The 23,732-nt window shown below is 43.5% G+C and carries 20 protein-coding genes and 2 pseudogenes; 5 read left to right on the top strand and 17 right to left on the bottom strand.

The features are described 5' to 3' along the window. Positions 1 to 63 precede the first annotated feature (63 nt). Together AACT52_RS18340 and psbA are read left to right on the top strand one after the other, a co-directional pair. Positions 64 to 255, top strand: coding sequence for a hypothetical protein (locus tag AACT52_RS18340; RefSeq protein WP_096549375.1), 192 nt, complete (start codon positions 64 to 66; stop codon positions 253 to 255). A 528-nt stretch (positions 256 to 783) separates the two neighbouring features. Next, positions 784 to 1,866, top strand: a complete 1,083-nt coding sequence (gene psbA, locus AACT52_RS18335) for a photosystem II q(b) protein (protein WP_073626975.1) — start codon at positions 784 to 786, stop codon at positions 1,864 to 1,866. A gap of 396 nt (positions 1,867 to 2,262) precedes the next feature. Here psbA and AACT52_RS18330 read toward each other — a convergent pair whose 3' ends face one another. After that, a complete protein-coding gene (locus AACT52_RS18330; RefSeq protein ID WP_073626971.1) occupies positions 2,263 to 2,703 on the bottom strand; it encodes an endonuclease domain-containing protein in 441 nt (146 codons plus the stop codon). A gap of 281 nt (positions 2,704 to 2,984) precedes the next feature. On the opposite strand from AACT52_RS18330, the gene AACT52_RS18325 reads away from it, so the two are divergent. Next, positions 2,985 to 4,376, top strand: coding sequence for a malic enzyme-like NAD(P)-binding protein (locus tag AACT52_RS18325; RefSeq protein WP_073626969.1), 1,392 nt, complete (start codon positions 2,985 to 2,987; stop codon positions 4,374 to 4,376). A 74-nt stretch (positions 4,377 to 4,450) separates the two neighbouring features. Here the strand turns inward: AACT52_RS18325 and AACT52_RS18320 are convergent, their stop codons facing one another. Further along, positions 4,451 to 4,918, bottom strand: coding sequence for a response regulator (locus AACT52_RS18320; protein ID WP_073626967.1), 468 nt, complete (start codon positions 4,916 to 4,918; stop codon positions 4,451 to 4,453). Between the two features lie 79 nt (positions 4,919 to 4,997). Then, complete coding sequence (locus AACT52_RS18315) at positions 4,998 to 5,321, bottom strand: hypothetical protein (protein WP_073626965.1); 324 nt, start codon at positions 5,319 to 5,321, stop codon at positions 4,998 to 5,000. Positions 5,322 to 5,964: 643 nt separating this feature from the next. On the opposite strand from AACT52_RS18315, the gene AACT52_RS18310 reads away from it, so the two are divergent. After that, the gene (locus tag AACT52_RS18310; protein ID WP_073626963.1) at positions 5,965 to 7,449 is read left to right on the top strand and encodes a response regulator; all 1,485 of its coding nucleotides are present in this window, start codon (positions 5,965 to 5,967) and stop codon (positions 7,447 to 7,449) included. On the opposite strand, the gene AACT52_RS18305 is transcribed toward AACT52_RS18310, so the two are convergent. The 8 genes from AACT52_RS18305 to AACT52_RS18270 form a co-directional block, all read right to left on the bottom strand. Beyond that, positions 7,426 to 11,658, bottom strand: a complete 4,233-nt coding sequence (locus tag AACT52_RS18305; RefSeq protein WP_073626961.1) for a chemotaxis protein CheB — start codon at positions 11,656 to 11,658, stop codon at positions 7,426 to 7,428. The two genes, AACT52_RS18310 and AACT52_RS18305, sit on opposite strands and share 24 nt — an antisense overlap. Positions 11,659 to 11,827: 169 nt before the next feature. Further along, positions 11,828 to 12,862, bottom strand: coding sequence for a PstS family phosphate ABC transporter substrate-binding protein (locus AACT52_RS18300; protein WP_073626959.1), 1,035 nt, complete (start codon positions 12,860 to 12,862; stop codon positions 11,828 to 11,830). A gap of 169 nt (positions 12,863 to 13,031) precedes the next feature. Further along, positions 13,032 to 14,138: a bestrophin family protein gene (locus AACT52_RS18295; protein ID WP_083629963.1), complete on the bottom strand. Its 1,107-nt coding sequence runs from the start codon at positions 14,136 to 14,138 to the stop codon at positions 13,032 to 13,034. A 152-nt stretch (positions 14,139 to 14,290) separates the two neighbouring features. After that, a complete protein-coding gene (locus tag AACT52_RS18290; RefSeq protein WP_073626957.1) occupies positions 14,291 to 14,926 on the bottom strand; it encodes a carbonic anhydrase in 636 nt (211 codons plus the stop codon). A 127-nt stretch (positions 14,927 to 15,053) separates the two neighbouring features. Beyond that, entirely contained in the window at positions 15,054 to 15,635 is a 582-nt protein-coding gene (locus tag AACT52_RS18285; RefSeq protein ID WP_073626955.1) for a hypothetical protein, read from the bottom strand. A gap of 1,075 nt (positions 15,636 to 16,710) precedes the next feature. Further along, positions 16,711 to 18,105, bottom strand: a complete 1,395-nt coding sequence (locus tag AACT52_RS18280; protein WP_073626952.1) for a serine hydrolase — start codon at positions 18,103 to 18,105, stop codon at positions 16,711 to 16,713. Between the two features lie 125 nt (positions 18,106 to 18,230). Continuing rightward, positions 18,231 to 18,977 carry a creatininase family protein gene (locus AACT52_RS18275; RefSeq protein WP_073626950.1) on the bottom strand — a complete coding sequence of 249 codons (747 nt, stop codon included), beginning with the start codon at positions 18,975 to 18,977 and terminating at the stop codon, positions 18,231 to 18,233. Positions 18,978 to 19,091: 114 nt separating this feature from the next. After that, entirely contained in the window at positions 19,092 to 19,364 is a 273-nt protein-coding gene (locus tag AACT52_RS18270) for a cupin domain-containing protein (protein ID WP_073626949.1), read from the bottom strand. Between the two features lie 341 nt (positions 19,365 to 19,705). On the opposite strand from AACT52_RS18270, the gene AACT52_RS18265 reads away from it, so the two are divergent. Further along, positions 19,706 to 20,113 (top strand): DapH/DapD/GlmU-related protein, encoded by a 408-nt coding sequence (locus AACT52_RS18265; RefSeq protein WP_083629962.1) that lies wholly within the window; start codon positions 19,706 to 19,708, stop codon positions 20,111 to 20,113. A 54-nt stretch (positions 20,114 to 20,167) separates the two neighbouring features. On the opposite strand, the gene AACT52_RS18260 is transcribed toward AACT52_RS18265, so the two are convergent. From AACT52_RS18260 to AACT52_RS18235, 6 genes and pseudogenes are all read right to left on the bottom strand, one after another. After that, a complete protein-coding gene (locus AACT52_RS18260; RefSeq protein WP_073626948.1) occupies positions 20,168 to 20,530 on the bottom strand; it encodes a Mo-dependent nitrogenase C-terminal domain-containing protein in 363 nt (120 codons plus the stop codon). A gap of 661 nt (positions 20,531 to 21,191) precedes the next feature. Further along, a complete protein-coding gene (locus tag AACT52_RS18255) occupies positions 21,192 to 21,449 on the bottom strand; it encodes a hypothetical protein (protein WP_073626946.1) in 258 nt (85 codons plus the stop codon). A gap of 153 nt (positions 21,450 to 21,602) precedes the next feature. Beyond that, positions 21,603 to 21,674, bottom strand: a pseudogene (locus tag AACT52_RS18250) (Uma2 family endonuclease); the annotation flags it as partial. A 197-nt stretch (positions 21,675 to 21,871) separates the two neighbouring features. Further along, positions 21,872 to 22,078, bottom strand: a pseudogene (locus tag AACT52_RS18245) (Uma2 family endonuclease); the annotation flags it as partial. A gap of 525 nt (positions 22,079 to 22,603) precedes the next feature. Next, on the bottom strand, positions 22,604 to 23,191 hold the full coding sequence (locus tag AACT52_RS18240; protein WP_073626944.1) for a Uma2 family endonuclease: 588 nt from the start codon (positions 23,189 to 23,191) through the stop codon (positions 22,604 to 22,606). Between the two features lie 226 nt (positions 23,192 to 23,417). Then, the gene (locus AACT52_RS18235; protein ID WP_073626942.1) at positions 23,418 to 23,732 is read right to left on the bottom strand and encodes a hypothetical protein; all 315 of its coding nucleotides are present in this window, start codon (positions 23,730 to 23,732) and stop codon (positions 23,418 to 23,420) included.

Raw genomic sequence — 23,732 nt, 5'->3', positions numbered from 1 at the left:
AAGTCCTCACTACATAAAAGTTTTATCCTCAAAGAATTCAGGAGTCAGGAGTCAGAATACAGCTTGGGTATTCTGTACGAAGCCGCGGATGAATGGATGGGTTTAAAACCCCACCGTCTACACGGTGTTCACTTTCGTTGGTGCTGCACCGATCCAATTGATTCTGACCGAATCAGTTACCAGTTATCAGTTATCAAGTACCATGCTGGTACTGGTGACGCTTCCTTGCCCCTCAATTTATTGATGGAGAAATAATGAAAGTGCATCCTTATTTCAAGCCCCTCAATTCATTGATGGGGATTGACTGGTAACTGGTCACTGTTCACTGTTCACTGTTTTGACTCCTGAATTCTGGCGTATCTGTTTTCTTCTTCAATATGGGTTAATTTACCGCTTTTGGTATAAGAACTTCGTTGATGAGTGTTTGAAACTCGTACACGAGTATTAAAACTTCGTTGATGAGTGTTTGAAACCCGCACACGAGTATTAAAACTTCGTTGATGAGTGTTTAAAACTCGCACACGAGTATCACCATTCAAACAGTATTGGCAGTGTTCTTACGCTCAGGTGTATTTCACACAATAGAGACCGCTATAAACTTGTTTTATTTTAAAAAACTTAATTTATTTCAATAAAACTACAAAATGTAAATAATCATTAAGTCACGACTTCAACTGTCAGTAAATTCATGTAAATATAGCTAGTACAGGTAAATAACTGAATTACCTGATTTATATTTTTCAAAAAGTTCAAAGCACTCAGTTCAAAGCACTCATAAGAACTATGACCACAACCTTACAACGTCGCGAAAGCGGTAACGTATGGGAGCGGTTCTGCGAGTGGATCACCAGCACTGACAACCGTCTATATATCGGTTGGTTCGGTGTGTTGATGATTCCCACCCTGCTTGCCGCTACTATCTGCTTCGTTATCGGCTTCATCGCTGCACCTCCCGTTGACATCGATGGTATCCGCGAGCCTGTTGCAGGTTCGTTAATCTACGGCAATAACATAATTTCTGGTGCTGTTGTTCCTTCTTCCAATGCCATTGGTTTGCACTTCTACCCCATCTGGGAAGCAGCTTCCCTCGATGAGTGGTTGTACAACGGTGGTCCATACCAGTTGGTAGTATTCCACTTCCTGATTGGTATTTTCTGTTGGCTGGGTCGTCAATGGGAGCTAAGCTATCGCTTAGGGATGCGCCCTTGGATTTGTGTAGCTTACTCTGCTCCTGTAGCTTCTGCGACCGCAGTATTCTTGATTTACCCAATCGGTCAAGGTTCCTTCTCTGATGGTATGCCTTTGGGTATCTCTGGAACCTTCAACTTCATGTTGGTGTTCCAAGCAGAACACAACATTTTGATGCACCCCTTCCACCAATTAGGTGTGGCAGGTGTATTTGGTGGTGCGCTTTTCAGCGCAATGCACGGTTCCTTGGTCACTTCTTCTCTGGTACGTGAAACAAGCGAAACCGAGTCTCAAAACTACGGTTACAAGTTTGGTCAAGAACAAGAAACCTACAACATCGTTGCAGCACACGGCTACTTTGGTCGTCTGATCTTCCAATACGCGAGCTTCAACAACAGCCGTTCTCTGCACTTCTTCCTGGGTGCATGGCCTGTCGTTGGTATCTGGCTCACCGCTTTGGGTATCAGCACTATGGCGTTCAACCTCAACGGTTTCAACTTCAACCAGTCAGTTATTGACTCTCAAGGTCGCGTGATTAACACTTGGGCAGACGTCCTTAACCGCGCTAACTTAGGTATGGAAGTGATGCACGAGCGCAACGCTCACAACTTCCCTCTCGACTTGGCTGCTGGTGATGCTGCTCCTGTTGCTTTGAGCGCTCCTGCAATCAACGGTTAATTTTGAATAATCCACAGACGTGATGTATCGCGTCTGTACAAGTGGAAAGCGTCCTTCTCAAGTAAGAAGGGCGCTTTTTATTTTGAGTAGGGTAAAAGGGACTGGGGATTGGGGATGAGGGATTGGGGTAATGGTTATCAAACGAAAAATTATCGAAGGGGCAATAAAGCCCTTCCCCAAGTTGGGAGCATTTCCAATCTTGAGCCAGTCCCCAGTACCCAGCTTTGCTAGCGGCATACAGTCGCCAGTACTGCAGGAGGTGAGACCAGCGCTATGCAGGAGGGTTTCCAACGACAGTTACCTACGGCGGGAGACCCCCCTCAATCCCCCCTTGTAAAGCAGCGAAGAATTACCCCCCTCAATCCCCCCTTGTAAAGCAGCGAAGAATTACCCCCCTCAATCTCCCCTTGTAAAGGGGGGAAGAATTAGTCTCCCTCCCCAATGCATCGGGGAGGGCTGGGGTGGGGTAATCCTCCGCATCTGGCCAATGATTTGCCTGATTGCCTCCACCACCCCATCGAGATCCTCATAAACTTTTTGGTTGGTAAATCTCACGACTTTCGTTCCTTTGTCTTCCAGAAACGCCTGCCTTTCACGGTCATACTCTGGTGCGCCATCTTCGTAATGACTGTCTCCGTCAATTTCGATAGCTAGTTTCAATTCAGGGGAGTAAAAGTCAACTACAAATGCACCAATACTGTACTGCCTACGAAATTTGCAGCCTTCGACTTGCTGACTTCTAAGCTTTGCCCAAACCATTTTTTCGGCTGGTGGTATATTGTTTCGTAGTGCTTGGCGCTTTTGTTTTTCTGAAGTTTTGTTGTAGAGCTTTGTCATAACTGGTTTCCAAACATCGACTCTACTCAGTGTTCCCGGAATTAGCCCCTCAATAAAATCAGCAGTAGCGTGGCGGACTACTAGTAGTCCGCACCTCACGGGGAAACATCCTCATGATTCGTTGGGTTAATGGAATGACTAAAAATATTTAGTCTAAATGGTTACAATGACTAAGTTTTGGATGGTTTACAGTGGATGGTTTTAGATTTTAGCGTTTAACTAGAATTTAACCCATCAATTGCATCTAAAATCTAGAATCTGAAACCCACAATCAACAAAGCATGGCAGACCTGACCCCTAATTCTAGTTTTGGCTTGACACTCCGTGTGGAAATTCCCAACCGCATCGGGATGTTGGCTACCGTGACCAAGGCGATCGCCACCAGTGGCGGTAACTTCGGTCAAATTGATTTAATCGACCAAACAAGGGCTATTTCGATTCGCGATATCACTGTCGATGCAGCCAGCACGGAACACGCTGAGACGATTGTCCAAGCAGTGAAAGCCTTGCCAGATATTAAGGTGTTGAATGTCTATGACCGCACCTTTAATTTGCATCGCGGCGGTAAAATTAGCATTGCTAGCAGAATTCCTCTCAGGAGTGTGTCCGACTTGGCAATGGCTTACACGCCAGGAGTAGGACGAATTTGTAATGCGATCGCCCAAAATCCAGAAGAAGTTTACAACTTAACCATTAAACAAAACACTGTTGCTATTGTTACCGATGGCAGTGCTGTTTTGGGATTGGGAAATCTTGGTCCAGCAGCAGCCTTGCCAGTTATGGAGGGTAAAGCTATGCTGTTTAAGGAATTCGCTGGCATAGATGCCTTTCCCATCTGCCTTGATACCCAAGATACAGATGAAATTGTCCGTACAGTAAAAAATCTCGCTCCAGTATTTGGGGGTGTGAATTTAGAGGATATCGCAGCTCCTCGCTGTTTTGAAATTGAAGCGAAACTACGACAAGAATTAGATATCCCTGTTTTTCACGATGACCAACATGGCACGGCGATTGTCACTTTAGCAGCGTTGTTTAACGCCTTGAAGCTGGTACATAAATCAATGGCAGACGTCCGCATCGTAATTAACGGTGCTGGCGCAGCTGGGATAGCAGTCGCCCGGTTACTTCAGAAAGCTGGGGCAGAAAAAATCTGGATGTGCGACTCAAAAGGTATTCTTTCCACCAGTCGCACTGACTTAACAGAAGAAAAGCGCGAATTTGCAGTGAAAGCTCAAGGGACTTTGGCGGGTGCATTGCAAGGTGCAGATGTCTTTATCGGTCTCTCAGCACCAGGAGTTGTAACACCAGAAATGGTGCGTTCAATGGCGAAAGACCCAATCGTGTTTGCTATGGCAAATCCCATTCCGGAAATTCAGCCAGAATTAGTCAAAGACGATGTTGCAGTCATGGCAACAGGTCGCAGTGACTATCCAAATCAAATTAATAACGTCCTAGCTTTTCCTGGCGTGTTCCGTGGTGCTTTAGATTGTCGGGCAGCAACGATTACCACGACAATGTATCTAGAAGCAGCCAGTGCGATCGCGTCCTTAATTAAACCTTCAGACCTTGACAAGGAACACATCGTTCCTTCTGTGTTTGATGAGCGCGTGGTAACTGCTGTTGCTGGTGCTGTGCAACGCGCAGCGCGTCAAGAGGGTATCGCTCGTAGTTAATTAACTTAAGAATGATTTTTGTGGGATGGGCATCTTGCCCGTCCCTAAACTTGCGTTATGGGTAGGGACTGCGCTCAACATTTCTGTTCAACGGTTCGTCCAGTAAGTTTTGCCACAACTGTAACTAGCTCCTCAGAGTAAAATGGCTTAAGAATAAACATCTGAAACCCGGAATTAAAAGCTAGGCTACGATTTTCTGGAAGCACACAACCTGTAACAGCAACGGCGGGAAGAAACCCACCAACCTCTGCTTCTTTGATTCTGATAGAGCGAATTAGCGAATAGCCATCCTTATTTGGCATATTGATATCGCTGATGAGAACGTCTGGTTTCCACTCTTGTATCACTTCAATAGCTTCATCCACTGAACCTGCCGTGTTCACTTCGGCTTGGTACTGTTCAAAAATGGTCTCCAGCAAATCCAAGTTATTTGCATCGTCATCTACCACAAGTACACGCAAGCCATCAAGGACAGGAAATGGAGAATGACTTGGTGGTATTTGGTAATTTTCAGGATGCGAGTCGCGAAAAGTATTTTGCATATTAATTTTAACCTCCTAGTTAGTGATTACAATGACTGGAATCGCATTCTAGCGCTTGAAAAACTTTGCCTATTGCTACTCACCAAGAGCTATAGATAGCGGTAAGTAATTCAACTAGAACATCCTCGGTAGGTTTATCGCTTGCCAACAACTTTTTAGTTAATTCCATCGCCTCATTAATAGTTAGCTTGGGATTGAGTGCAGCGCATAATTCTTGATTTGTATAACTCAACTCTTGCTTTATCTCTTCCAACTCGTAATTTTTGTAACACAGTTCTAGCTTATAGCTCTCTATGAGTTCGAGTAAAAACTCTACTTTCTCCTCAAGTTCCTGGATTTTCTCCGCGTCAATACCTCTCCATACTTGAAGATCACTCTCTAGATTGGATATTTGGTAAGACATATTGACTCTCTCACTTCTAGTTACTTGACTATGCTTAAAACTTTCAATCTTGTTTACACTAAAAGCTCTTGGCTCACTGAGGAAATAGCCCTGTCTAACTGGAAAAATGAGTCAGAATGGAGAACTCAGAATACTCCACCCACAAGATCTGACATCTTGCACCAAAAAAAGTTTATGTAATTTTATCACTCAGTATCAAACCCAAAGCCCTTTATTTAGCGGAAAAAGTCCAAAAAAGTAATGTAACTTTATCGCACCGTTTTTTACATAGGCTCGGTTCCTATAAATAGGTGCAAGATCTGAGCATGGAGATTTGAGAAGAATTTTTTAACATTTTTTTCGCACCACTTGCGGGACGAGGTTTTAAACTAATGGCTCATCACCCACTCGTACAGAATACACTTGTCCTGAATTCTGGCTCCTGAGTTCTTAGTTAAATATAAAAAAAGTAAGTGAAGATTTTGTGAATGAGTCGGTAGATAATATAAGAAGGTGTTTAAAAAAGTGGCGCTCTTTCTCAAGTCAACTGCAATCAAACTGCGAGTCATGTAACAGATTTGCCTATTAAGTTAGAGCAAAAATATTCCTAGAGAGGGATGTTTAAAAAAGGTGACGAGAATCTAGCAAGGATCAATAGTTATCAATGAAAATTCTGCTAGTAGAGGATGATGAAGGGAGTGCTGAAATCTTGAAGAATACTCTGATAAGTCAGCATTATGTAGTCGATTTGGCGATGGATGGTCAGAGTGGACTGTCCCTAGTCGAAGCGTTTACTTATGACTTGGTTTTATTAGATATCATGTTGCCAAAACTGGATGGTCTAAAGTTTTGCAGACAGCTACGCGATCGCGGAAATAGCACCGCAATTTTGCTTTTGACAGCTTTGGACAGTAGCACGAGCAAAGTCATTGGATTAGATGCAGGAGCTGATGATTATGTTGTCAAACCTTTTGACACCAATGAGTTATTGGCTCGGATACGTGCTTTGATACGTCGAGGAACTCCAGTTCTCTCCTCAGTGATACAGGCGGGAAATATCAGGCTTGAGTCCAGTAGCTGTAGAGTGAGTTGCGATGGACAACTTTTGCATTTGACTGCTAAGGAATATGCTATACTCGAGCTGCTTTTGCGTAATAGCCATCGGATATTTAGCCAAACACACCTGCTCGATTATCTCTGGTCATCTGAAGAAATCCGTTTAGAGAATACTGTCAGAGCACACATCAAGGCTTTACGGCAGAAACTTAAGAAAGCTGGGGCGGATGGATTGATTGAGACAGTTTACGGACTAGGGTATCGGTTCAAATTAGGAGAAGATGAAGTTAAGAATCACGCAGCGGCAACGGTTCAGTCCCAAACTGTAGTAGATGAACCTCAGCCACAAATTTCGTCGGCACTGGCTGCCATTTGGGCGCGATTTAAACCCAAGTACAGCGCTCACGTTACGGTCTTAGAACAAGCTATTACGACCCTGGTTGCGGGTACGCTCACTGAAGAATTGGGGCAACAGGCACAGCAAGAAGCCCACTTGCTGATTGGATCGCTGGCAAGCTTTGGTTTTGCGGAAGCCTCGCATCTGTGCGGTGAGATTGAACAAATTTTTCGGGCTGGAATCAAACAGACTCAAGCTCAAGTTGAACGTCTCTCTCAACTTGTTGTAGCGTTGCGGCAAGAACTGGAACGACCAGCCGCAATCGAGCCACCAGTTGAGAAGAAGCGATTTGACATCGTTGAGGCAAAAATTCTGATTGTGGACGATGACCCCCAATTGTTGCAGATTCTGCGCACTTTACTAGAGCCTTGGGGATTCAAGCTCACTCTGCTGGATAACCCCCAGCAGTTTTGGACGATTTTGGAGGTGTCTAACCCCGACTTGCTGATTCTAGATATGGAAATGCCGGAGTTAAGTGGCATTGAACTGTGCGAGGTGGTGCGAAACGATTCACGCTGGAGTGACTTACCCGTGCTGTTTCTATCTGTTGACTCTGATGCGGAAACTGTGAATCGGGTGTTTGCTGCGGGTGCAGATGACTATGTAAGTAAGCCAATTTTGCCACCAGAATTAATTGCTCGTGTACTGAATCGGCTGGAACACACACGCACATCAAGAGTTTCCCATCTGATTTAGCTGAACAAGTTCCGCAATCATTGATGCCAAGCGAGCTGGTTCAACTGGTTTAGCAAGATGCCTTTGAAAACCTGCAGCAAGAGACTGGCTTTGCTCTTCTTGCCTGACATATGCCGATAAGGCGATCGCCGGAATTCTCCCTAACTCGCCATCAAGCGCCCTCACCTGACGGAGCAGCGCGTAGCCGTCTTCATCCGGCATCCCAATGTCTGACAACAGAACATCGTACTCACCAGGATTCGCTCTTAGAAGGGCGATCGCCTCTTTTGCCGAGGTAACCGCCATCACTTGCGCTCCGTACTCTTCAAGAATTGTCCTCAGTAACTCTAATAGACCCGCCTCGTCATCAACCACAAGTACCCGCACGCCTAAGAGCGTTGGCGTGGTATCTAATGGCACTTCTTGCCCTGCCCTCGATACCTGCAACAAATTACTTGACACAGAAGTCTGTGTGTGATATATACCTAATGGTAGCCTCACTGTCATTGTTGTCCCTTGCCCCTCACCCGGACTTTCTGCTTGAATCGTGCCACCGTGTTGCTCTACCAAATGAGACACAATTGAGAGTCCGAGTCCGAGTCCACCATGCGACCGAGTGGTGGTGCTATCTGCTTGACGGAAGCGCTCAAAGACATGGGGTAGAAAGTCGGCGCTGATGCCCTCACCTGTGTCAATGATTTGAATTTGGGCAAATGAGCCAATATGCTCAAGTTTGACTGTCACTCGTCCCCCGACTGGGGTGAACTTGATGGAATTAGAAAGCAGATTCCAGAACACCTGCTGTAAACGCTCCGGATCGCCTGACACCCATAGGGTGTCAGGCGGCGATTCAAGCACGGTTTCTATTTGAATGTTTTTAGCCTCAGCTGATAGACGTGCAACATCAATGGCTGCCTCAATTACAGGTGCCAGAGCAATCAAACTGACATTAATGTGGAGCTTGCCTGTGGTAATGCGTGATATGTCTAGGATATCTTCAACCAGGTTAGCTAGCGACTTGCCACTAGCCTCAATTATCTCCAGTGCATTAGCAGTCTGTTCGGCGTCAAAAGAGTGCTTACGCAGCAGCCTAGCCCAGCCTAGTATGGCGCTCAGAGGGTTCCGTAGTTCGTGAGAGACGATTGATAAGAACTCATCTTTAGTACGGTTGGCTGCCTCGGCTGCAGCGCGAGCCGACTGCTCATTAATCAGTAGCTGGTTACGTTGTGACTCAAACAGCTGACGCTCAGTGATGTCACTTATGGCGAGGAGTATCATTTCATGATTGTTTGCTCGCAGGACTTTACAGGCATTAACCAGCATTGTCTTGCGTCCGATGTTCTCAAATGTATGCTCAACCTCAAAATTATCGATCTGGTTGTTTTGAGGGAGAACTTCTTCAAGCAGCGATCGCAGCTGGGGAATGTTCCACTGACCATTTCCAAGCTCGAAGATACTATGATGTTCTGTTTCGGCTTGTGAAACCAGGAAAGTCTCATAGAAATACTGATTCGCTGTCACCACTCTCAAGTTGATATCAAGCACTAAGAGAGGTTGCTGTATTGTCTCGACGATCGCTTCGGCGTAATCACGGGATTGTTTAAGCTCCTCGGTGCTGCGTTTGAGGGCGTCAATATCGACCAACACGAGCACCGCGCCATCAATTTGATTTTCCAGGGTTTTGTAAGGGCGTATCCGTAGGTCATACCAATGACCCTCAGTGTCTTGAACTTCTTGTTCTTTAATGACCAAGGTGTCAATCACCTCTAAGATCATTTGCTCTAAGTTAGGAACGTTAATATTGGGCTTGATATGATTAAGCGGTCGCCCCATATCAGTGGGGATCAGGTTGAAGATTTTCTCCGCCATCGGGGTGAAACGTCGGATAGTTAGATCATTTGCTAACATCACAATGGGAATATTGACACTGCTAAGTAGATTGCGCAGATCGTTGTTGACCTTGTTTAATTCTTGAATCCGACTGTGCAATTCGTCGTTAGTTATGCTCAGTTCTTCATTAGTCGATTGAATCTCTTCTTTGGCGGTTTCTAGTTCCTCATTTGTGCTTTGTAACTCTTCGTTGCTCGACAGGATCTCCTCATTCGCGGTCATGAGTTCCTGGTTAGTTGCTTCCTGATCCTGAATAATCGATTGCAGATACTCTTTAGTTGCAGTCAGTTCGTGTTTAGTGGCAGCAAGTTCTTGTTTTAGCTGGATAAGTTCCTGCTTTGTGGCTGTCTGCTTCCCCCTACTAGGCTTGATCCTAGGGTCGTCATCAGCTGAGTGAGGAAGAGCTGACGCTTGAACGTCCTCAAACAAAACTAAAAAGTAGCGTTCTTGTGAAGGGGGAACCTGGAAAGGAATAACCTCAAAATTGAGTTCTCTCAATTGCTCTTTAGTTGTGAGTTGGATGCCTTCCTTTCTCACCGCGACATCTAAGCGTTTCGCCTGGAGGAACGCTGTGCGCAGCTCTAACCGCAAGCTTGCTTGAGCCATTTTGAGCAAATTGAAGCTTGGCTTTCCGGGTGCTGGTGCAAGGTAGGGACTGGTTTGTCCCCGAAATTGTACAATTTCCAGATCGCTGTTGATAATCACACCAGGCGGGGCATATTTATTCCAGACAATCCGGTCAGCTTCTTTGTGCAAATCAAGACCTTCAAGAGCATCCGAGTCCCTAGCCTCATCCTTCATTTTCTGTCCTGAATAATTGCTGGTAAAGAAGTCAAAATTTAGCCGAGTCGGTGTCAACTTTCGGGAATAAATTTTCTGCTTTTTGTTTACTAAGGTAAACAAGTCTGAGTACTCGCCCGTACTCTCCGAGGTTCCCAGCAGAAGAAAGCCTGTTGGTTTGAGGCTGTAATGGAACAACGGTATCACCTTCTTCTGCAAAGCGGGTCCCAAATAAATCAGTACGTTCCGACAACTAATGAGATCCAGATGCGAAAAAGGTGGGTCACCGATCAGGTTTTGCTTGGCAAAAACACACATCTGGCGGACAAACTTGCTGACCTGGTATCCGCCCTCCACTTTGTTAAAAAAGCGTCGTAGACGTTCTGGTGAAATCTCATCTACTAAACTCGGTATGTATGTAGCTCCTCGGGCTTTCTCAATAGCAAAATTACTGATATCTGTGCCAAAAATCTGGATTGTGGGCAAACTTTGCCGATCATCCAAAAACTCCAATAAGCAGATGGCAATCGAGTAAACTTCCTCACCTGTTGAACACCCCGCCACCCAGATGCGGATTGGCTCCTCGGGCGCTCTATTCTGCATTATGCTGGGAAATACCTGATTTTTTAAGGCTTGAAATACATCACTGTCTCGGAAAAAACTCGTGACATGGATCAATAAATCCTGGAACAAAGCTTCCACTTCCGCAGAGTTGTTCTGAAGATACGTAACGTAATCCTCGAGTTTTTCCAACCTGTACAGAGCCATCCGCCGCATCATTCGCCGCTTGAGGGTGGTGTGCTTGTAATTGGTAAAATCAATTCCTGTGGCAGTCCGGAGCAACTTGAAGATGTTATGCAGAGGATTCTCGCCGAGTGAGGGTTCCTCAACCGTTTCTACTGGCGTTGGGTGGGTGACATAGGGATGGCGGCTGATATGAGCCAGTTTCTCGGCGATCGCCGCAGGAGGCAGAATAAAGTCCACGTGACCCGTAGCAGCAGCCGTATTCGGCATGGTAGTGAATTTTGCCGTTGCTTCACACTGAGCAAAGGTAATCCCGCCAGCCGCTTTGATTGCCCTTAGTCCTTGTGCACCGTCTCCATCCGACCCCGACAGAACGATTCCAATCGCTTTGCTCCCCCGCTCCTCTGCCGATGAACTAAAGAAAACATCGACTGGCATATACATCCCACGCGTCTTCTCACGGGGCAAGAGTTTAAGCCTGCCTTGGGTAATGGTCATCTTTGTGTTCGGCGGAATGACGTAGACGTGGTTAGGTTCCACGGACATACCATCGTGCACTTCAATGACTGGCATTTGCGTTGCCCTGCCAAGAATCTCGCTCAACAAGCTCTTGTATTCGGGAGCCAAATGCTGAATCAGCACAAATCCCATGCCGGTATCAGTCGGTAGATGCCTCAGCAACTCCGTGAATGCCGCCAATCCACCAGCAGAAGCTCCAATCCCGACGATAGGAAATAATTCTTTATTTGTTTCCTGCTCCTCAACTATTTCTTCCTTAGCAGTGGATTTAGGTTCGTTAGACTCACGGTCATTCATTATTTATAGCCAAGGACATATGTCGAAATAGTTAAAGGAGCAGTTTTTCTGTCCATAATTATAACTCGCCGTTGCCTTAGCGAGTTCAAAAAGATTAACGCGTCTACGTGTCTAGCCTTGTCCTTACAAGGATAATCATAGTGCTAGGAAGCAGACTAATAGCTATTAGCTAGAATAAGGTTGCTCGTTTGCGTAACACTTCGCCAAGGGTCAGGTTTAACACAGCTTCCCCATTAAACACTGTCCCAACCTCACCTTGATGGAATTGAACAAAATCCAGGTGATAAACTTCCTTTGATAGGGGAATGTAGCCAACCTGACTAACCAAGTTTGGAGCTTTTTCCAGGTAGAAATCCACAAATTCTTTCACTGCGGGTTTGGTTTGGGCAGACTGGGAGTTGACGTAGATAAACAGTGGGCGAGATAGGGGTTGATATTGAATTTTCTCCACAGTTTGACGTGTAGGCGGCACAGGACCTTTGCCGTTGTTAACCGCTAAAGCTTTGACTTGACTTCTGTTGGCTTCGTAGTAGGCAATGCCAAAGTAACCCAAAGCATTCGGGTCTTGGCTAACTCCCCGGACCAGTACGTTGTCATCTTCATGAGCTGTGTAGTCGGTGCGCGACGCTTTGCGTTTACCCACCGTTGCTTGTGTGAAGTAGTCAAAGGTGCCAGAATCCTTGTCTGGACCATAAAGGTTGAGGGGTTTGTCGGGCCAGCTGCTACGAACCTGGTTCCATTTGGTAATTTTCCCTTCGGCGGCTGGTTCCCAAATTTTCTTTAACTCAGCAACCGTAATGTCCTTTGCCCAATCATTTTGGGGATTGACTACCACAGTGAGGGCATCAAAGGCAATAGGGAGTTCTATATAGCCGACCTTGTTTCGCTTGCAAATTGCCATTTCCTCTTTAAGGATGGGGCGCGAGGCATCGCTGATATCGGTTTTTCCTTCGCAGAACTTTTTAAACCCACCGGTGGTACCGGAGATGGCAACCTTCATTTGCACCTTGTTTTCTCGGCTGCCGTTGAACTCTGCAGCCATCAAATTTGTGATCGGATAGACCGTGCTAGAACCATCAATCGCAATTGACTGCTTTTTTTGTGGCTGGGCACTCGTGAATGGATCGTTGACTAGTGCCGTAATAATGGTCATGAAACCGAGAATTCCAAGCGGGATACCCCATCTTTGTAGTGTTGTGCTCATAACCTTAATCCCATGGTATGAAATAAATTAGGTATCTTGCCTGTCGTACACTTGATCTTGCTATCAATTCGCGCTCGTATTTGACAATACTGTACTTAGTTAAATTTTTAGAGCCGCTGAAAGAAAAATATGCGCTTTGAGGAATTTGCTTGCGGCAACGTCAGCCTAGTTAGTTGATTGGGCAGGAAGAGCAAAGATCGTAGGTATTGCGAAGCATTGTCTTACAAATGGCATCTAAAGGTAAGTCGTTTGCATCATGACCGAAAGGCTCTTCAATTTCCGCCCCGATTTCATCAATACCAAGCAAAATACAGCTTAAGAAAGCTAATATCGGTCCAGTCCACCAAGTTAAACCACTCACCAATTCCCAAGGAAGCAGCAGGAAATAAAACGTCAACAGCATCTTGAGAGTAATGGTATACACCAGAGGCACTGGTGTTTTTAAAATGCGCTCACAGCCACCCAAGAGATTCACCATTTCATCCAGCAATAAATGTAGAGCATGCAACTCTATGACATCGATACATTCACGTTCATGCTGATGCTGGAAATAATCTCCAATCCAGTAAGCAATCTGGAGCGGAGGATGATTTACGTCTTGGAGTGCTTCATATTTAGAGGATGATATCAAGCAAGCTAATTCAGAATTCACAGGTTCTCTTCGCAGATGCAGCTTCATTGCCACAGCAAAGGCAACGACGAGTCGCAACATAGCTTCTTTTTCTGTTCTATCTTCTGGTTGGCGTTCTTGAATGACGATGGAGATTCTCCGAGTTAGGTTGCGAACAGTGTTGACCATTCCTCCCCACAATTTACGAGCTTCCCAAAAGCGATCGTGGGCTGTATTTGTTCGGAAAATTAAGAGTAACGATAAGACGATGTTGAGAGAAATGACAATGTTGGGAATAGCTTTAATGTCAGCATTAACTTTTGATATATGCCCATAGTAGTTAAGCAGTGAAATGAGAAAGCCATATCCTCCCCATAAGATGACCCAGGGAAGAATTGCCTGAAGCACTGACTCGGTAAGGCGTAAGGTTACTTTAATTGCAGAGTGTTCTTCGCCAGTGTAAAGCCCAAACCTTTCTCTGAATGATCTCTTGGCAACATATTTCTCTCGCGAGAAAAACTTTCTTTGAGATTCTGCCAATAAAGATTCTGCCAATAAAAATCTTTTTTGAGAACTCAAACTCGAAGATTTTTCTCTAGATTCTTTAGAGTTATTTTTGTTCTGTTCTGGCGGAGAAGCAGTCTTTTTATTATTCGGTCCTTGCATCTCTAAACCTCCAATATAATGTTCTGGCTTTAATATTTGACAGAAACTTAAGCTATTACAACCAAAGGATAATATCGTGGATTGAGTAACATTCAGGACGGCTTGACTCTGGCAAAGCCAGAGTCGGGCGTAGGCGAAGCCTGCATCCTACCTTAAAGTGCTGCAACAGATAATGAACGCAATTCCCATTGTTTAGTTGAAACGTCTAGGTCTTTAATCAAGCCGGTGCGTATATCCACTACCCAGCCATGAACCTCAGGCGCTTTTTGCTGTTCGAGTACCTGACGCATAACAGAAGTTTGGTAGAGATTTTTGACCTGCATGACCACATTCAATTCTGCTAGGCGATTCCAGCGTTCTTGTTGTGTTGGTAAGGCATCAATTTCGTCTTGTTTTTGTAAATAGATTTCTCGAATTGGATTCACCCAATTATCAACAAGTCCGATTGCTCGTCCTTCTAACGCCGCCTTAATTCCACCGCAACCGTAGTGACCAGAAACAATAATGTGTTTTACCTCAAGATGGACAACTGCGTATTCTAAAATGGCTAAAAAGTTAATATCCGTGAGAGAAACTTGATTGGCAATATTGCGATGGACAAATAATTCTCCGGGTTCTGTACCAGTAAATCTTGTGAGGGCTAGACGACTGTCTGAACACCCAATGTAGAGATAAGGCGGTTTTTGTCCAGTTGCCAATTCTTCAAAGTAAGTGCGGTCTTGGGCTACTTTTTGTGCAGCCCAAGCCTGATTATTTTTGATGATTTCTTCAATCTTGTTGTATTTCATACTTGAAACCTCGAATGTATGTTGTTGATTCTTCTTTGTTGCCTACAAGTGTTATCTAGGATGAAACTTGATAGCACTCGCACTCTTGCTGAATTTTGTGGATTAGAAATATCACTCATTCATGGTTTTAAGAGTTGCAAGTGCTGAAATTGAAGTCACTTTTGATTTTATTAATCGTTCTCCCGATTGACCTAGGCAGGACTCCTGTTTTATCAGTGACAGTCTCAACGTCAATCGCATTTTCAGTTGGTAAATATGACTGATTGTTAGCTTTGATGAGACTATGGTTGACAGGGTTGACAGGTTCGGAAAGCCGTATTTCAGCAAGTAAATTATTCTCTTGGTCTGTATATTTATATTTATCTAATACTTCATCCACCAACCTTAGCTTTGCCAAATGGTTAGCGTTGAGATTATCAAGGACGAAGCTACTCACTCTGAATTCTACCAGTCTCAGCTTAGCAATATTCAAGTTTTTCTCTAAATTTACCCGCAGATAAGAGATGACAGAAGCAGTGTGATTGGTCGATTCTGTGGATATTTTGCCACCATTAAAGTACTCATTTTCAATAGCTTTAATTTTTAACACAGCTTGATAAGCTTGCTCAAGCGATCGCTCTGGTGTTCTCTGCAAGTGTTGATTAGCCGATTGGAAAGAGTTTTTGAGCTTTGTAACTAAGTGATTTTTATTTGGCAAGGTAGAAGCCATGACAAAATTCCAGTTAGTGTATGCAGCCTGTTCACTCGAAATAAATAAGCGTTATTCACACTTATGATCACTAAGTTTCAAAGTTATAACTGCTATTTTTATAGCCCTTGAACAACGTCACACCACTTTTATGGAAATGAGCAGAAATCAATTTTTTAAGCGTCGGAAGATTTGTTAATAAAAAGCTACCACTACACTAAATTTGTTTTTGGCTTTTTATTTCTCATAAAAAGCCACACTTAATCTACCACACATTTGCTTATTAAAAAAATAAGAGCAGTTAATCAAATTCAAATAAATAATAATAAAAAATAGTAGTTCAAAATCATCTCTCTCAAGTAACATATTAATTTTACAGAAATATAGCTTACAACAGATTTGGTGCTTGTTTTCTTTTTTTTTAGCGAAACTACCTTTTGAGTCGTGCCAATTTGAAACAAAATAGTCTTGATATAAAGAGAGTTTAATATTTTCTTAAATTAGATTTAATTTAATTTAAATCATAGTTTTCAAACAATCTATCAACGCTTGCAAGAGTTGAAACTAGTCGTTCGCTACAGCAAATTTGTGGAGTTATAAAGTCGGCATAAGCACTCTTTGCTTACTTTGTGCAACCGTAGTTATAAAGCGCTAATTGACACTTGTATTTTGGTGCTTTTCTGATGGAAAATGAGATGGACTTGATATTAAGAAGGCGAACACACAGGTAATAAATTTATCATGCTGTTGCAATTGGTAATTTAAAAAAATTGGCGATCGCCTTCTTTTTTCTTGTGGGATGGGATTGGTGCCCGTCCTATTAACTGGGCGGGCAGGGATGCCCACCCCACTGTTAGGGGGTAATTTATTTGTTGGAAATCCCTTCACTGGACAACCTATGGCAATGAACGTGCCACGCTTCGCTATCGCAGTAGTCCTGCTTACACGCGCGAAATTTACGCCGCTTGTAAATACAGGACTACTGCGTCAATAACGTCAACTCTAACTAGTAATATTTGTAAAAGGAAGTCCCGCGTTTTGTCATGGGTTCACCCTTCCCTGACTCCAGCCGCGTCAACTCAACCTACTAAGAGTACTATTGAATCTTTTTTGCCTCTAAATCTTGTCCATTTTGGTGCAGAATTAAATGAGTGACTTGCCCTTTTATATTTTTAACAAATGTGATTTGAGCATCAACTTCTTTAATAAAAAACTCCATCTCTGATTCAGGAAATAACTCTAGCCTGGCTTGACCTGTTGCTTGGGCATATAGTTGCTCTTGCTCCTTAGATATTGTAAGAATAAAGTTTGGTGCAAGCTGATATTGCCCTATATAAGTATCAGATTTTTTTGGGTCTAATACAATAGATTTGCGTTCTTTTGGAGGAGTACGTTTTGCTAGTTCAAATTTTGGCTCCAGTAGGTGTAATCCAATATCATCAATATCATTGACAGAATTAGAAAGGACAACAACCCCCAAGCGCTTCTTTTTATCAAACCCAATAAAGCTATGGTAGCCACCAGTACCGCCATTATGCCAAATGATTTCTCTGCCATACCTTTTCAAAATATGCCAGCCCAAGCCAATCTTTAAATCAGGAATATTTGCATCATGTTGAACCAGATGGGTTCTCTGTATTGCTGGGGATAAATGAAATTTGCTCAAATCCAAATTAGCAGCTAAGAATTTCAGTAAATCGTTAGCCGTAGAACGTAACGCTCCTGCACCTGCGAGAGTGGGAATATCCCAATTTTTTACAGGTTGTCCAAGTTGATTGTGTCCAGTTGCAAAGCGCGCTTGCATTTCTGGTGAAAGTTGAATGCTTGTACTGTCCATTTTGAGTGGTTGACAAATACGTGTCGTGACCAAGTTTTCGTAATCCATTCCTGCTTTGAGACTGAGGATATGTCCTAACAATCCAGCGCCCAGATTTGAATATTCATATTCAGCACCAATGTCTCTTGTCAACTGAAAATTTGATAAGAATGAATAAAGCTGTTCGACTGTATAATCAGAGTAAGGATTTTCTATATCCTTAGGGTCCAAATTATTCGGCAATCTAGGCAGACCTGAAGTATGAGTTGCTAAATCTAGTAGTGTAATTTCTCTGCCTTTCCTTGTTGGTACTTTTACAGATTTCGGCAAGAATTTTGAAATAGGGTCTTGCAGACTCAGTTCTTTACGCTCTACCATGTCTGCTAACACAAGTGACGTAAAGACTTTACTGACAGAGCCGATTTCAAATACAGTGTCACCATCAGGTTGGCGGGAACTTGTTTGATTTAACTTGCCATAGCTGACTATTGTGCTACCTTTAGGATTGATTAAGCCAACGACAATTCCAACGCTCTGCTTCTCTTTATCGATGCGTTGTTGAAGAATTGCTTGGATTTCAGTATGAAACGGAATGTTTCCAGAGGCAAGAAGGGCTTGAATTGAAATACCTGTAATAAATAAAATTACAATGAGTAACAGCACAAATGACTTCATAATTTGTTACCCTCTTATTCTTTGTTCAAACTGTCAATCATCCAGGACTGACGCTGAAAACCTAAAAGCTTGATCCCCCTTAGCTCCCTTTTTAAGGGAGTTGAGGGATCAAGCCCTATCATCGTTTAATGTGCGTTTAAAAACTCCAGATACCCGCTGCTGAGTTCCTTCACCGCCAACTCATAAAACTGCTGACCGTGTTCGGGTGTCGCCAAAGCGGGATTTGAACCCATTCTGCCATCTGGATATTTCTTTTGAAAGTCAGCAGCACCATAAATTCTGTGCCCGGTGCCAACTTCTTTTGAAAGGGGTGCTTGCTTAATCGCCTCTGGATAGACATACTGAGTTACAGCCACTTCACTGGGGGTTGCATGGGAGCCTTCTTGGTCGCCGTATAATTCTTTAGCAAGCTTGTAAACTGAACCGCACATAAACCAGTTACCCACTTGGCATTGCACCCGTTGGGCGTTGGGAATTTGCAAATCTTCTAAGTGTGCGTATGTTTCAGAAAAAGCCGCCTTGAGGGTGGCGATGTTACCCCCGTGTCCGTTGATGAAGAAAAACTTGGTAAAACCAGCTTTGGCTAAACAAGTGACATAGTCTTTTACCAGCAGAATCAGAGTGCTGGGACGCAGACTTATTGTGCCGGGAAAGGCGGTATGATGCAATGCCATCCCCACATTAATTGTGGGACCAACGATTGCTTGAGTTGCTTCACCCACACCACGGGCGATCGCTTCTGCACAAATCGCATCTGTGCCAATTAAGCCTGTGGGTCCATGTTGTTCTGTGGAACCAATCGGCAAAATAATACCCTGAGATTGCTGTAGATAAGCTTCAACTTCCTGCCAGGTGCTTAAATGTAATAACATTTTTTATCAGCGTCCTTATTAAGATTGCACCTTTTCAAGGATAGATGATGAATGCGGAATTATGAATTATAGCAATGCTCTTGGTTCCATAATTCATAATTCATAATTTGTTTGCTAATCAAAACAATAGTGTTTCTTCACATCGCTTTTAATTTCCCATGTGCAGGACATGCCAGCAGGAAAAGTGACTAAATCTCCTTTGCCCATTTGCACTGGTTGTCCGCCCTCGGGTGTAACGATGACATCACCTTCCAAAAAATAGCAAGTTTCTTGAGTGTCATAAGTCCAAGGGAACTTTGAAACTTCCTTTGTCCAAATATCCCATTTGGACACACCCAGTTCATTAAGACGCTCTTTGCTAGGTTGACTCTCTACGTTAATTTCCATTGTTTTATCAAAAGAAGGAATTATATTCAATCAATGTTTACAATACATACTTTACATTCTGACCTTTCAACTGGCATCTTAGATATTTTTCACGAAGCAAGGAGAATTGTAGCAATTTATCTCCGATTTCGTCTCAATAATTAGACTTACTTGAGAACAAACAACAGTAGTTCAATTGAACTACTGTTGTTTGAAAATATTATATTTTATAGGTGTTTCATACTTAATCTCTGAGTGTGAAACTTTAAGGCTGAAATGTGAGTACACTCTTATAAGTAGTTACAAATAATTCTATATATGCAGAATAAACTCAGCAAGTTCAGCCGACTCTTGGTAAAAACGTGTGGCTTGAAGAATTTGCTCGCATTGTTGGCGACGTGCGGATAGGAAACAATAACGTTGTCGGACGGCGCACTTCAATTCGTGCCGATGAAGCTTCATCAATTATTATTGGCGAAAATGCTAAGATTGAAGACAGCGTAACCTTCCATGCCCTTAAGGGTATTAGCATTCGTATCGGCAATAACCTAGATACAGATGATAATATCGTTTTTCATGGTCCTCTAGAGGTGGCAGACAACCTGACTATTGGAGATGATGCGGTGCTATTCCCCTCTCAAGTTGGTAATAAAGTGACGATTGGGACTAGGGCATTGGTCGTTGGCGTTACTCTACGTGATGGTGTGCAGGTTCCAAATAATCCAGTTATCACGACACAGCAGCAAGCAGACGCATTGAAATCAATTTAAATAGCTCAAAGTGAACCCAAACTACCTGCACTACATCAGGTACTTTTTCAGATTTTAGCAGTAGGATTGAATATCCTCACCGCAGACATCCGCTAGATAACACAAAGCGCGAAAACGTAACCCCACAAGTTCGTTGTACAGCGGATTTAGCTTGCACATAGGGGGAATGTGGGCAATTTTGCGACCAAAGAGAATAATATCCCGCTCAAAAGGACATTGAGCGGGAATCATTTTAGCAATAAATCTCGCCAATTTACGATTTTGAATGTCCAAAGAATCAAGCGAATGACGTAATGGTTGCAGTAAATCAAGTTTAGGTTGAGCAACTTGATTTTGATTTACTGTTTTATGAGTTTCTAAACCAGAATGAACAAAGGCAGAGAAGATAATATGCTGATGATTCTTGGTTTTAAGCATAGTCTTAAATACGTTTATCCTAGGGTTTGCAAGTGTTTAGTTGCGGCTCCTTGGCTGTTCATACAACTATTTCAGTAGGTTTGAAAATAGTTACATGCCAACACAAAATATATGTATATACGAAATATTTACTTTTGTAAATACCGTATATGATTTTCATTTAAACTGACGGCGGGGCGGAAAACTGTCCTACTGAATACAATACTATAAAAAAAGTCTAAAGATATTTTTGATACTTACCGAAAGCTAATATTGGTAATAGCCATTTCATATCTTGAATGTAAATGAGTTCACCAAAAACTACACAGTATCTTGAGGTATAATTTTTTAGGTACAAGAGCCGTTTTGCTCATACTTAGGCTATATTTCACAACGATTTTAGCGAAGAAAGGCAGAGGACAAAAGGAGAAAAAAGTAATTTTTAATACAAACGCAACTCCTCTGTGGTCAATACGGTTCGGATAAGATCCCCCCGCCTGCGGCGACCCCGGATAAATTCGGGGTAAATGGGTTAAAATAGCCCCCCAATTTATCGGGGGGTTGGGGGGGATCTCCCTTGAGATAACCTCCTTAACCGAACCGTATTGCGTCTGTGGTCTGCCATATGGTTAAAGACCAAAGCTCCTCAGGCGCGGAGGCACGGGCACTGCACTATGAAGAATTAAGGTTTATATGACGCCAACAATATCCTTTTAAGCATGGGAGTATCAATCAATAGCATCAGGGTTAACGCCGAGCGATCGGCGAAGCCGCGTCCTTCGGACGATCGCAACCTTTCCTTCAATTGTTGAACCTGTAATTCTGCTTGTTCTGTGCGTTGGCGTTCTTGTTCTGCCTGTTCCTCTGCTTGCTGCCTTGCCAAAACCTCTTGACCTAACGCCCTAAATTTGTTTATGGAAAAAGAAAAAATGTATTTCATCGAGTAGGCGCAAGCGTCTACGGCGTCCGGTGACTCAAGCCCCCAACTTCAGTTATGGGGTTCTTACTTTTGAATGCGTGAATGCGTGACTTCCCCGTAAGCGCAAAGCGCACGCACTCGCGTTCGCGGAGCGTGTCCGTAAGGACTCAGGGGCTGACCCTCTTCCCAAATTTTATAGTTGTCGCGACCGCCAGGAGGAACATCAAAAATCACCATCACATCTGGGGTTGGGTCACAACGATTGAAAAATCTGCCGAGCCAGAGGAAAAATCGCCCATGTATAAATACTCATTTTTTTATAAAAATCTACGTTTGGGCATCTTAGCGCCCAGAGTGTCCTCCGGACACGCTACGCGAACGTTGGCCCGCTCACCAACGCGCTTAGTAATGAGGCACCGCAGTTTTTCCGGTTTTAATGAAGCGGCGACCGGCAGTTTAGGAAAACCTTGTGCGTAGTAAAGAAACTGATTGGCTAAAACAGTCGCTTGACGACCTGCCAAGTATTGTTTCAGAACTTCCAGAGTTGTCAGCAAGGCATAAAGGTGGTCGTAGGTTTCCGCCAGCGGTTCACCATCGGCACTAGCGTAGAACGGTTGAGTTGATTGGGCGACAGGTAGAGTAGCTGTCATGGTTGGAAAATCAGTGACGATAAATAATAATATATTTTAGACCTTTTGTCAAATTATTTCTGCGCCGTTAGATTAGTAGTTCATCGCATTAATTATGATGGTTGTAAGTAAGTCGGCGCAAATAATCATCACTGGTTTGTAGTAGCGCTTTAGCGCTGTTCGCGCAGCGTGGCGTCAGCCATAGCGCTACTACGAGCCAAATACAGAGATTTTACTTTTCTTTACATAGTTTGGTTTTTTCTTGCCGACTTACTTATAAGTTCGTAGTAAGGACTTTAGTCCTAGACTCTTTGAGCGATGGCAGCGCTCACTACGAAGCCTTCAAAACTAATGCGATGACCATTAGACTTCTTGTAAAAATCCAATTTATGAATTTTTGAACCACAGATGGACACAGATGGACACAGATAATTTATCTATGTTTATCTGTGGTTTTTTTATCATAAAATTGACTCCATACAAGAAGTTTATTGTAAGTACATGGCTACACAGACAAATCGGTCATTAGCACGTTAAATATGTTTTTTACTCTTCACTCTCTGCAAAATTTACGCGATCATAAATATCCTTGAAATTAATTTGAAACTCGATAGAACCTAATTCCAAAACCGCCTCTTCAGATTCATACTCAGTTAATAGCCATTTTCCATCAAAGGTTTTAGTATGCTGCATGACATGATGTCTCGTCTGGTCAATTAAAATATATTCATACAACTCAGGAATTGACCGATAGTAGAGAAACTTATCACCTTGGTCGTAGTTTCTAGTAGATTTAGATAATACTTCAACAATCAGCAACGGATTGATCACTGTAGTCGTACCTCCTCCTGTATAGAGGGGTTGACCCTGGATGACCATGACATCGGGATAAATATACTGGCGATAACGAGGTATCCACAACCGTATGTCACTGATATAGATATCGTAATTTTGCCCCATTAAATAAAACTTCAAGTTGGCATAAAAATTACCAGCAATTTTATTGTGATTTGTTGTAACACCTGTCATCGGCATGATTTCTCCGTCGCGGTATTCACTTTTATGATCAGCCGCCTGCACGAGTTCTAAATATTCTTCTGGAGTGTAGTGGCGTTTGGGTATTTGTACTTGCATGAATGATATAAACTCTTGCTTTACTTCTATTTAAGCTTGCGGATTTTCGAGTTTGGGGAAAAAGCGTGAAACCCCCTCCCCTTTTAACAGTGAACAGCTACCTACGCAGTTATCAGTTAAATACGAGTGGTCGCGCGTCCCCCACCAATTGGATCTTTATGCGTTGGTGGTGAGCCACTGCGGTCTTGGGGTTTCCCCAAGTAGAGCAAGTGGCGTTCGCGTATGCCTAGCGGCACGCTTTGCGCTCAGCGTCTCCGTTCGGCCTCAAGCCGTGCCCGTTCGCGCAGCGTGTCCGTAAGGACTCAGGGCTCAGGAGATACCCGGAGGGCGGTGAGCCCATCCCCCAAAGCGCCCGCCTGACTGACTCAGGACTCAGGACTGATAACTGATTTAATACGGTTCGGATAAGACTTGATCCCCGCAACCCCACTTTTTGGCGGTTCAGCATATCTCCCAATGTTTCGGCAGTGATGAGGGCTGTTTTCCCTTGTTTATCCTCAAACAACAGATAACCCGTATCTACTACTTGCCAACTTTTCAT

Source organism: Scytonema sp. HK-05 (assembly GCF_963872035.1).
In the GTDB taxonomy this organism is placed as follows: domain Bacteria; phylum Cyanobacteriota; class Cyanobacteriia; order Cyanobacteriales; family Nostocaceae; genus Kalymmatonema.
This window is presented reverse-complemented; position numbering and strand designations above follow the sequence as displayed.

What these genes read in the sequence shown, in the direction of transcription:
- AACT52_RS18325 (WP_073626969.1), top strand. Translation starts at nt 2,985, where the DNA reads ATGGCAGACCTGACCCCTAATTCTAGTTTTGGCTTGACACTCCGTGTG.
- AACT52_RS18235 (WP_073626942.1), bottom strand. Translation starts at nt 23,732, where the DNA reads ATGAAAAGTTGGCAAGTAGTAGATACGGGTTATCTGTTGTTTGAGGAT.
- AACT52_RS18310 (WP_073626963.1), top strand. Translation starts at nt 5,965, where the DNA reads ATGAAAATTCTGCTAGTAGAGGATGATGAAGGGAGTGCTGAAATCTTG.
- AACT52_RS18285 (WP_073626955.1), bottom strand. Translation starts at nt 15,635, where the DNA reads ATGGCTTCTACCTTGCCAAATAAAAATCACTTAGTTACAAAGCTCAAA.
- AACT52_RS18260 (WP_073626948.1), bottom strand. Translation starts at nt 20,530, where the DNA reads ATGCTTAAAACCAAGAATCATCAGCATATTATCTTCTCTGCCTTTGTT.
- psbA (WP_073626975.1), top strand. Translation starts at nt 784, where the DNA reads ATGACCACAACCTTACAACGTCGCGAAAGCGGTAACGTATGGGAGCGG.
- AACT52_RS18300 (WP_073626959.1), bottom strand. Translation starts at nt 12,862, where the DNA reads ATGAGCACAACACTACAAAGATGGGGTATCCCGCTTGGAATTCTCGGT.
- AACT52_RS18305 (WP_073626961.1), bottom strand. Translation starts at nt 11,658, where the DNA reads ATGAATGACCGTGAGTCTAACGAACCTAAATCCACTGCTAAGGAAGAA.
- AACT52_RS18320 (WP_073626967.1), bottom strand. Translation starts at nt 4,918, where the DNA reads ATGCAAAATACTTTTCGCGACTCGCATCCTGAAAATTACCAAATACCA.
- AACT52_RS18270 (WP_073626949.1), bottom strand. Translation starts at nt 19,364, where the DNA reads ATGGAAATTAACGTAGAGAGTCAACCTAGCAAAGAGCGTCTTAATGAA.
- AACT52_RS18290 (WP_073626957.1), bottom strand. Translation starts at nt 14,926, where the DNA reads ATGAAATACAACAAGATTGAAGAAATCATCAAAAATAATCAGGCTTGG.
- AACT52_RS18275 (WP_073626950.1), bottom strand. Translation starts at nt 18,977, where the DNA reads ATGTTATTACATTTAAGCACCTGGCAGGAAGTTGAAGCTTATCTACAG.
- AACT52_RS18295 (WP_083629963.1), bottom strand. Translation starts at nt 14,138, where the DNA reads ATGCAAGGACCGAATAATAAAAAGACTGCTTCTCCGCCAGAACAGAAC.
- AACT52_RS18240 (WP_073626944.1), bottom strand. Translation starts at nt 23,191, where the DNA reads ATGCAAGTACAAATACCCAAACGCCACTACACTCCAGAAGAATATTTA.
- AACT52_RS18280 (WP_073626952.1), bottom strand. Translation starts at nt 18,105, where the DNA reads ATGAAGTCATTTGTGCTGTTACTCATTGTAATTTTATTTATTACAGGT.
- AACT52_RS18255 (WP_073626946.1), bottom strand. Translation starts at nt 21,449, where the DNA reads ATGAAATACATTTTTTCTTTTTCCATAAACAAATTTAGGGCGTTAGGT.
- AACT52_RS18330 (WP_073626971.1), bottom strand. Translation starts at nt 2,703, where the DNA reads ATGACAAAGCTCTACAACAAAACTTCAGAAAAACAAAAGCGCCAAGCA.
- AACT52_RS18315 (WP_073626965.1), bottom strand. Translation starts at nt 5,321, where the DNA reads ATGTCTTACCAAATATCCAATCTAGAGAGTGATCTTCAAGTATGGAGA.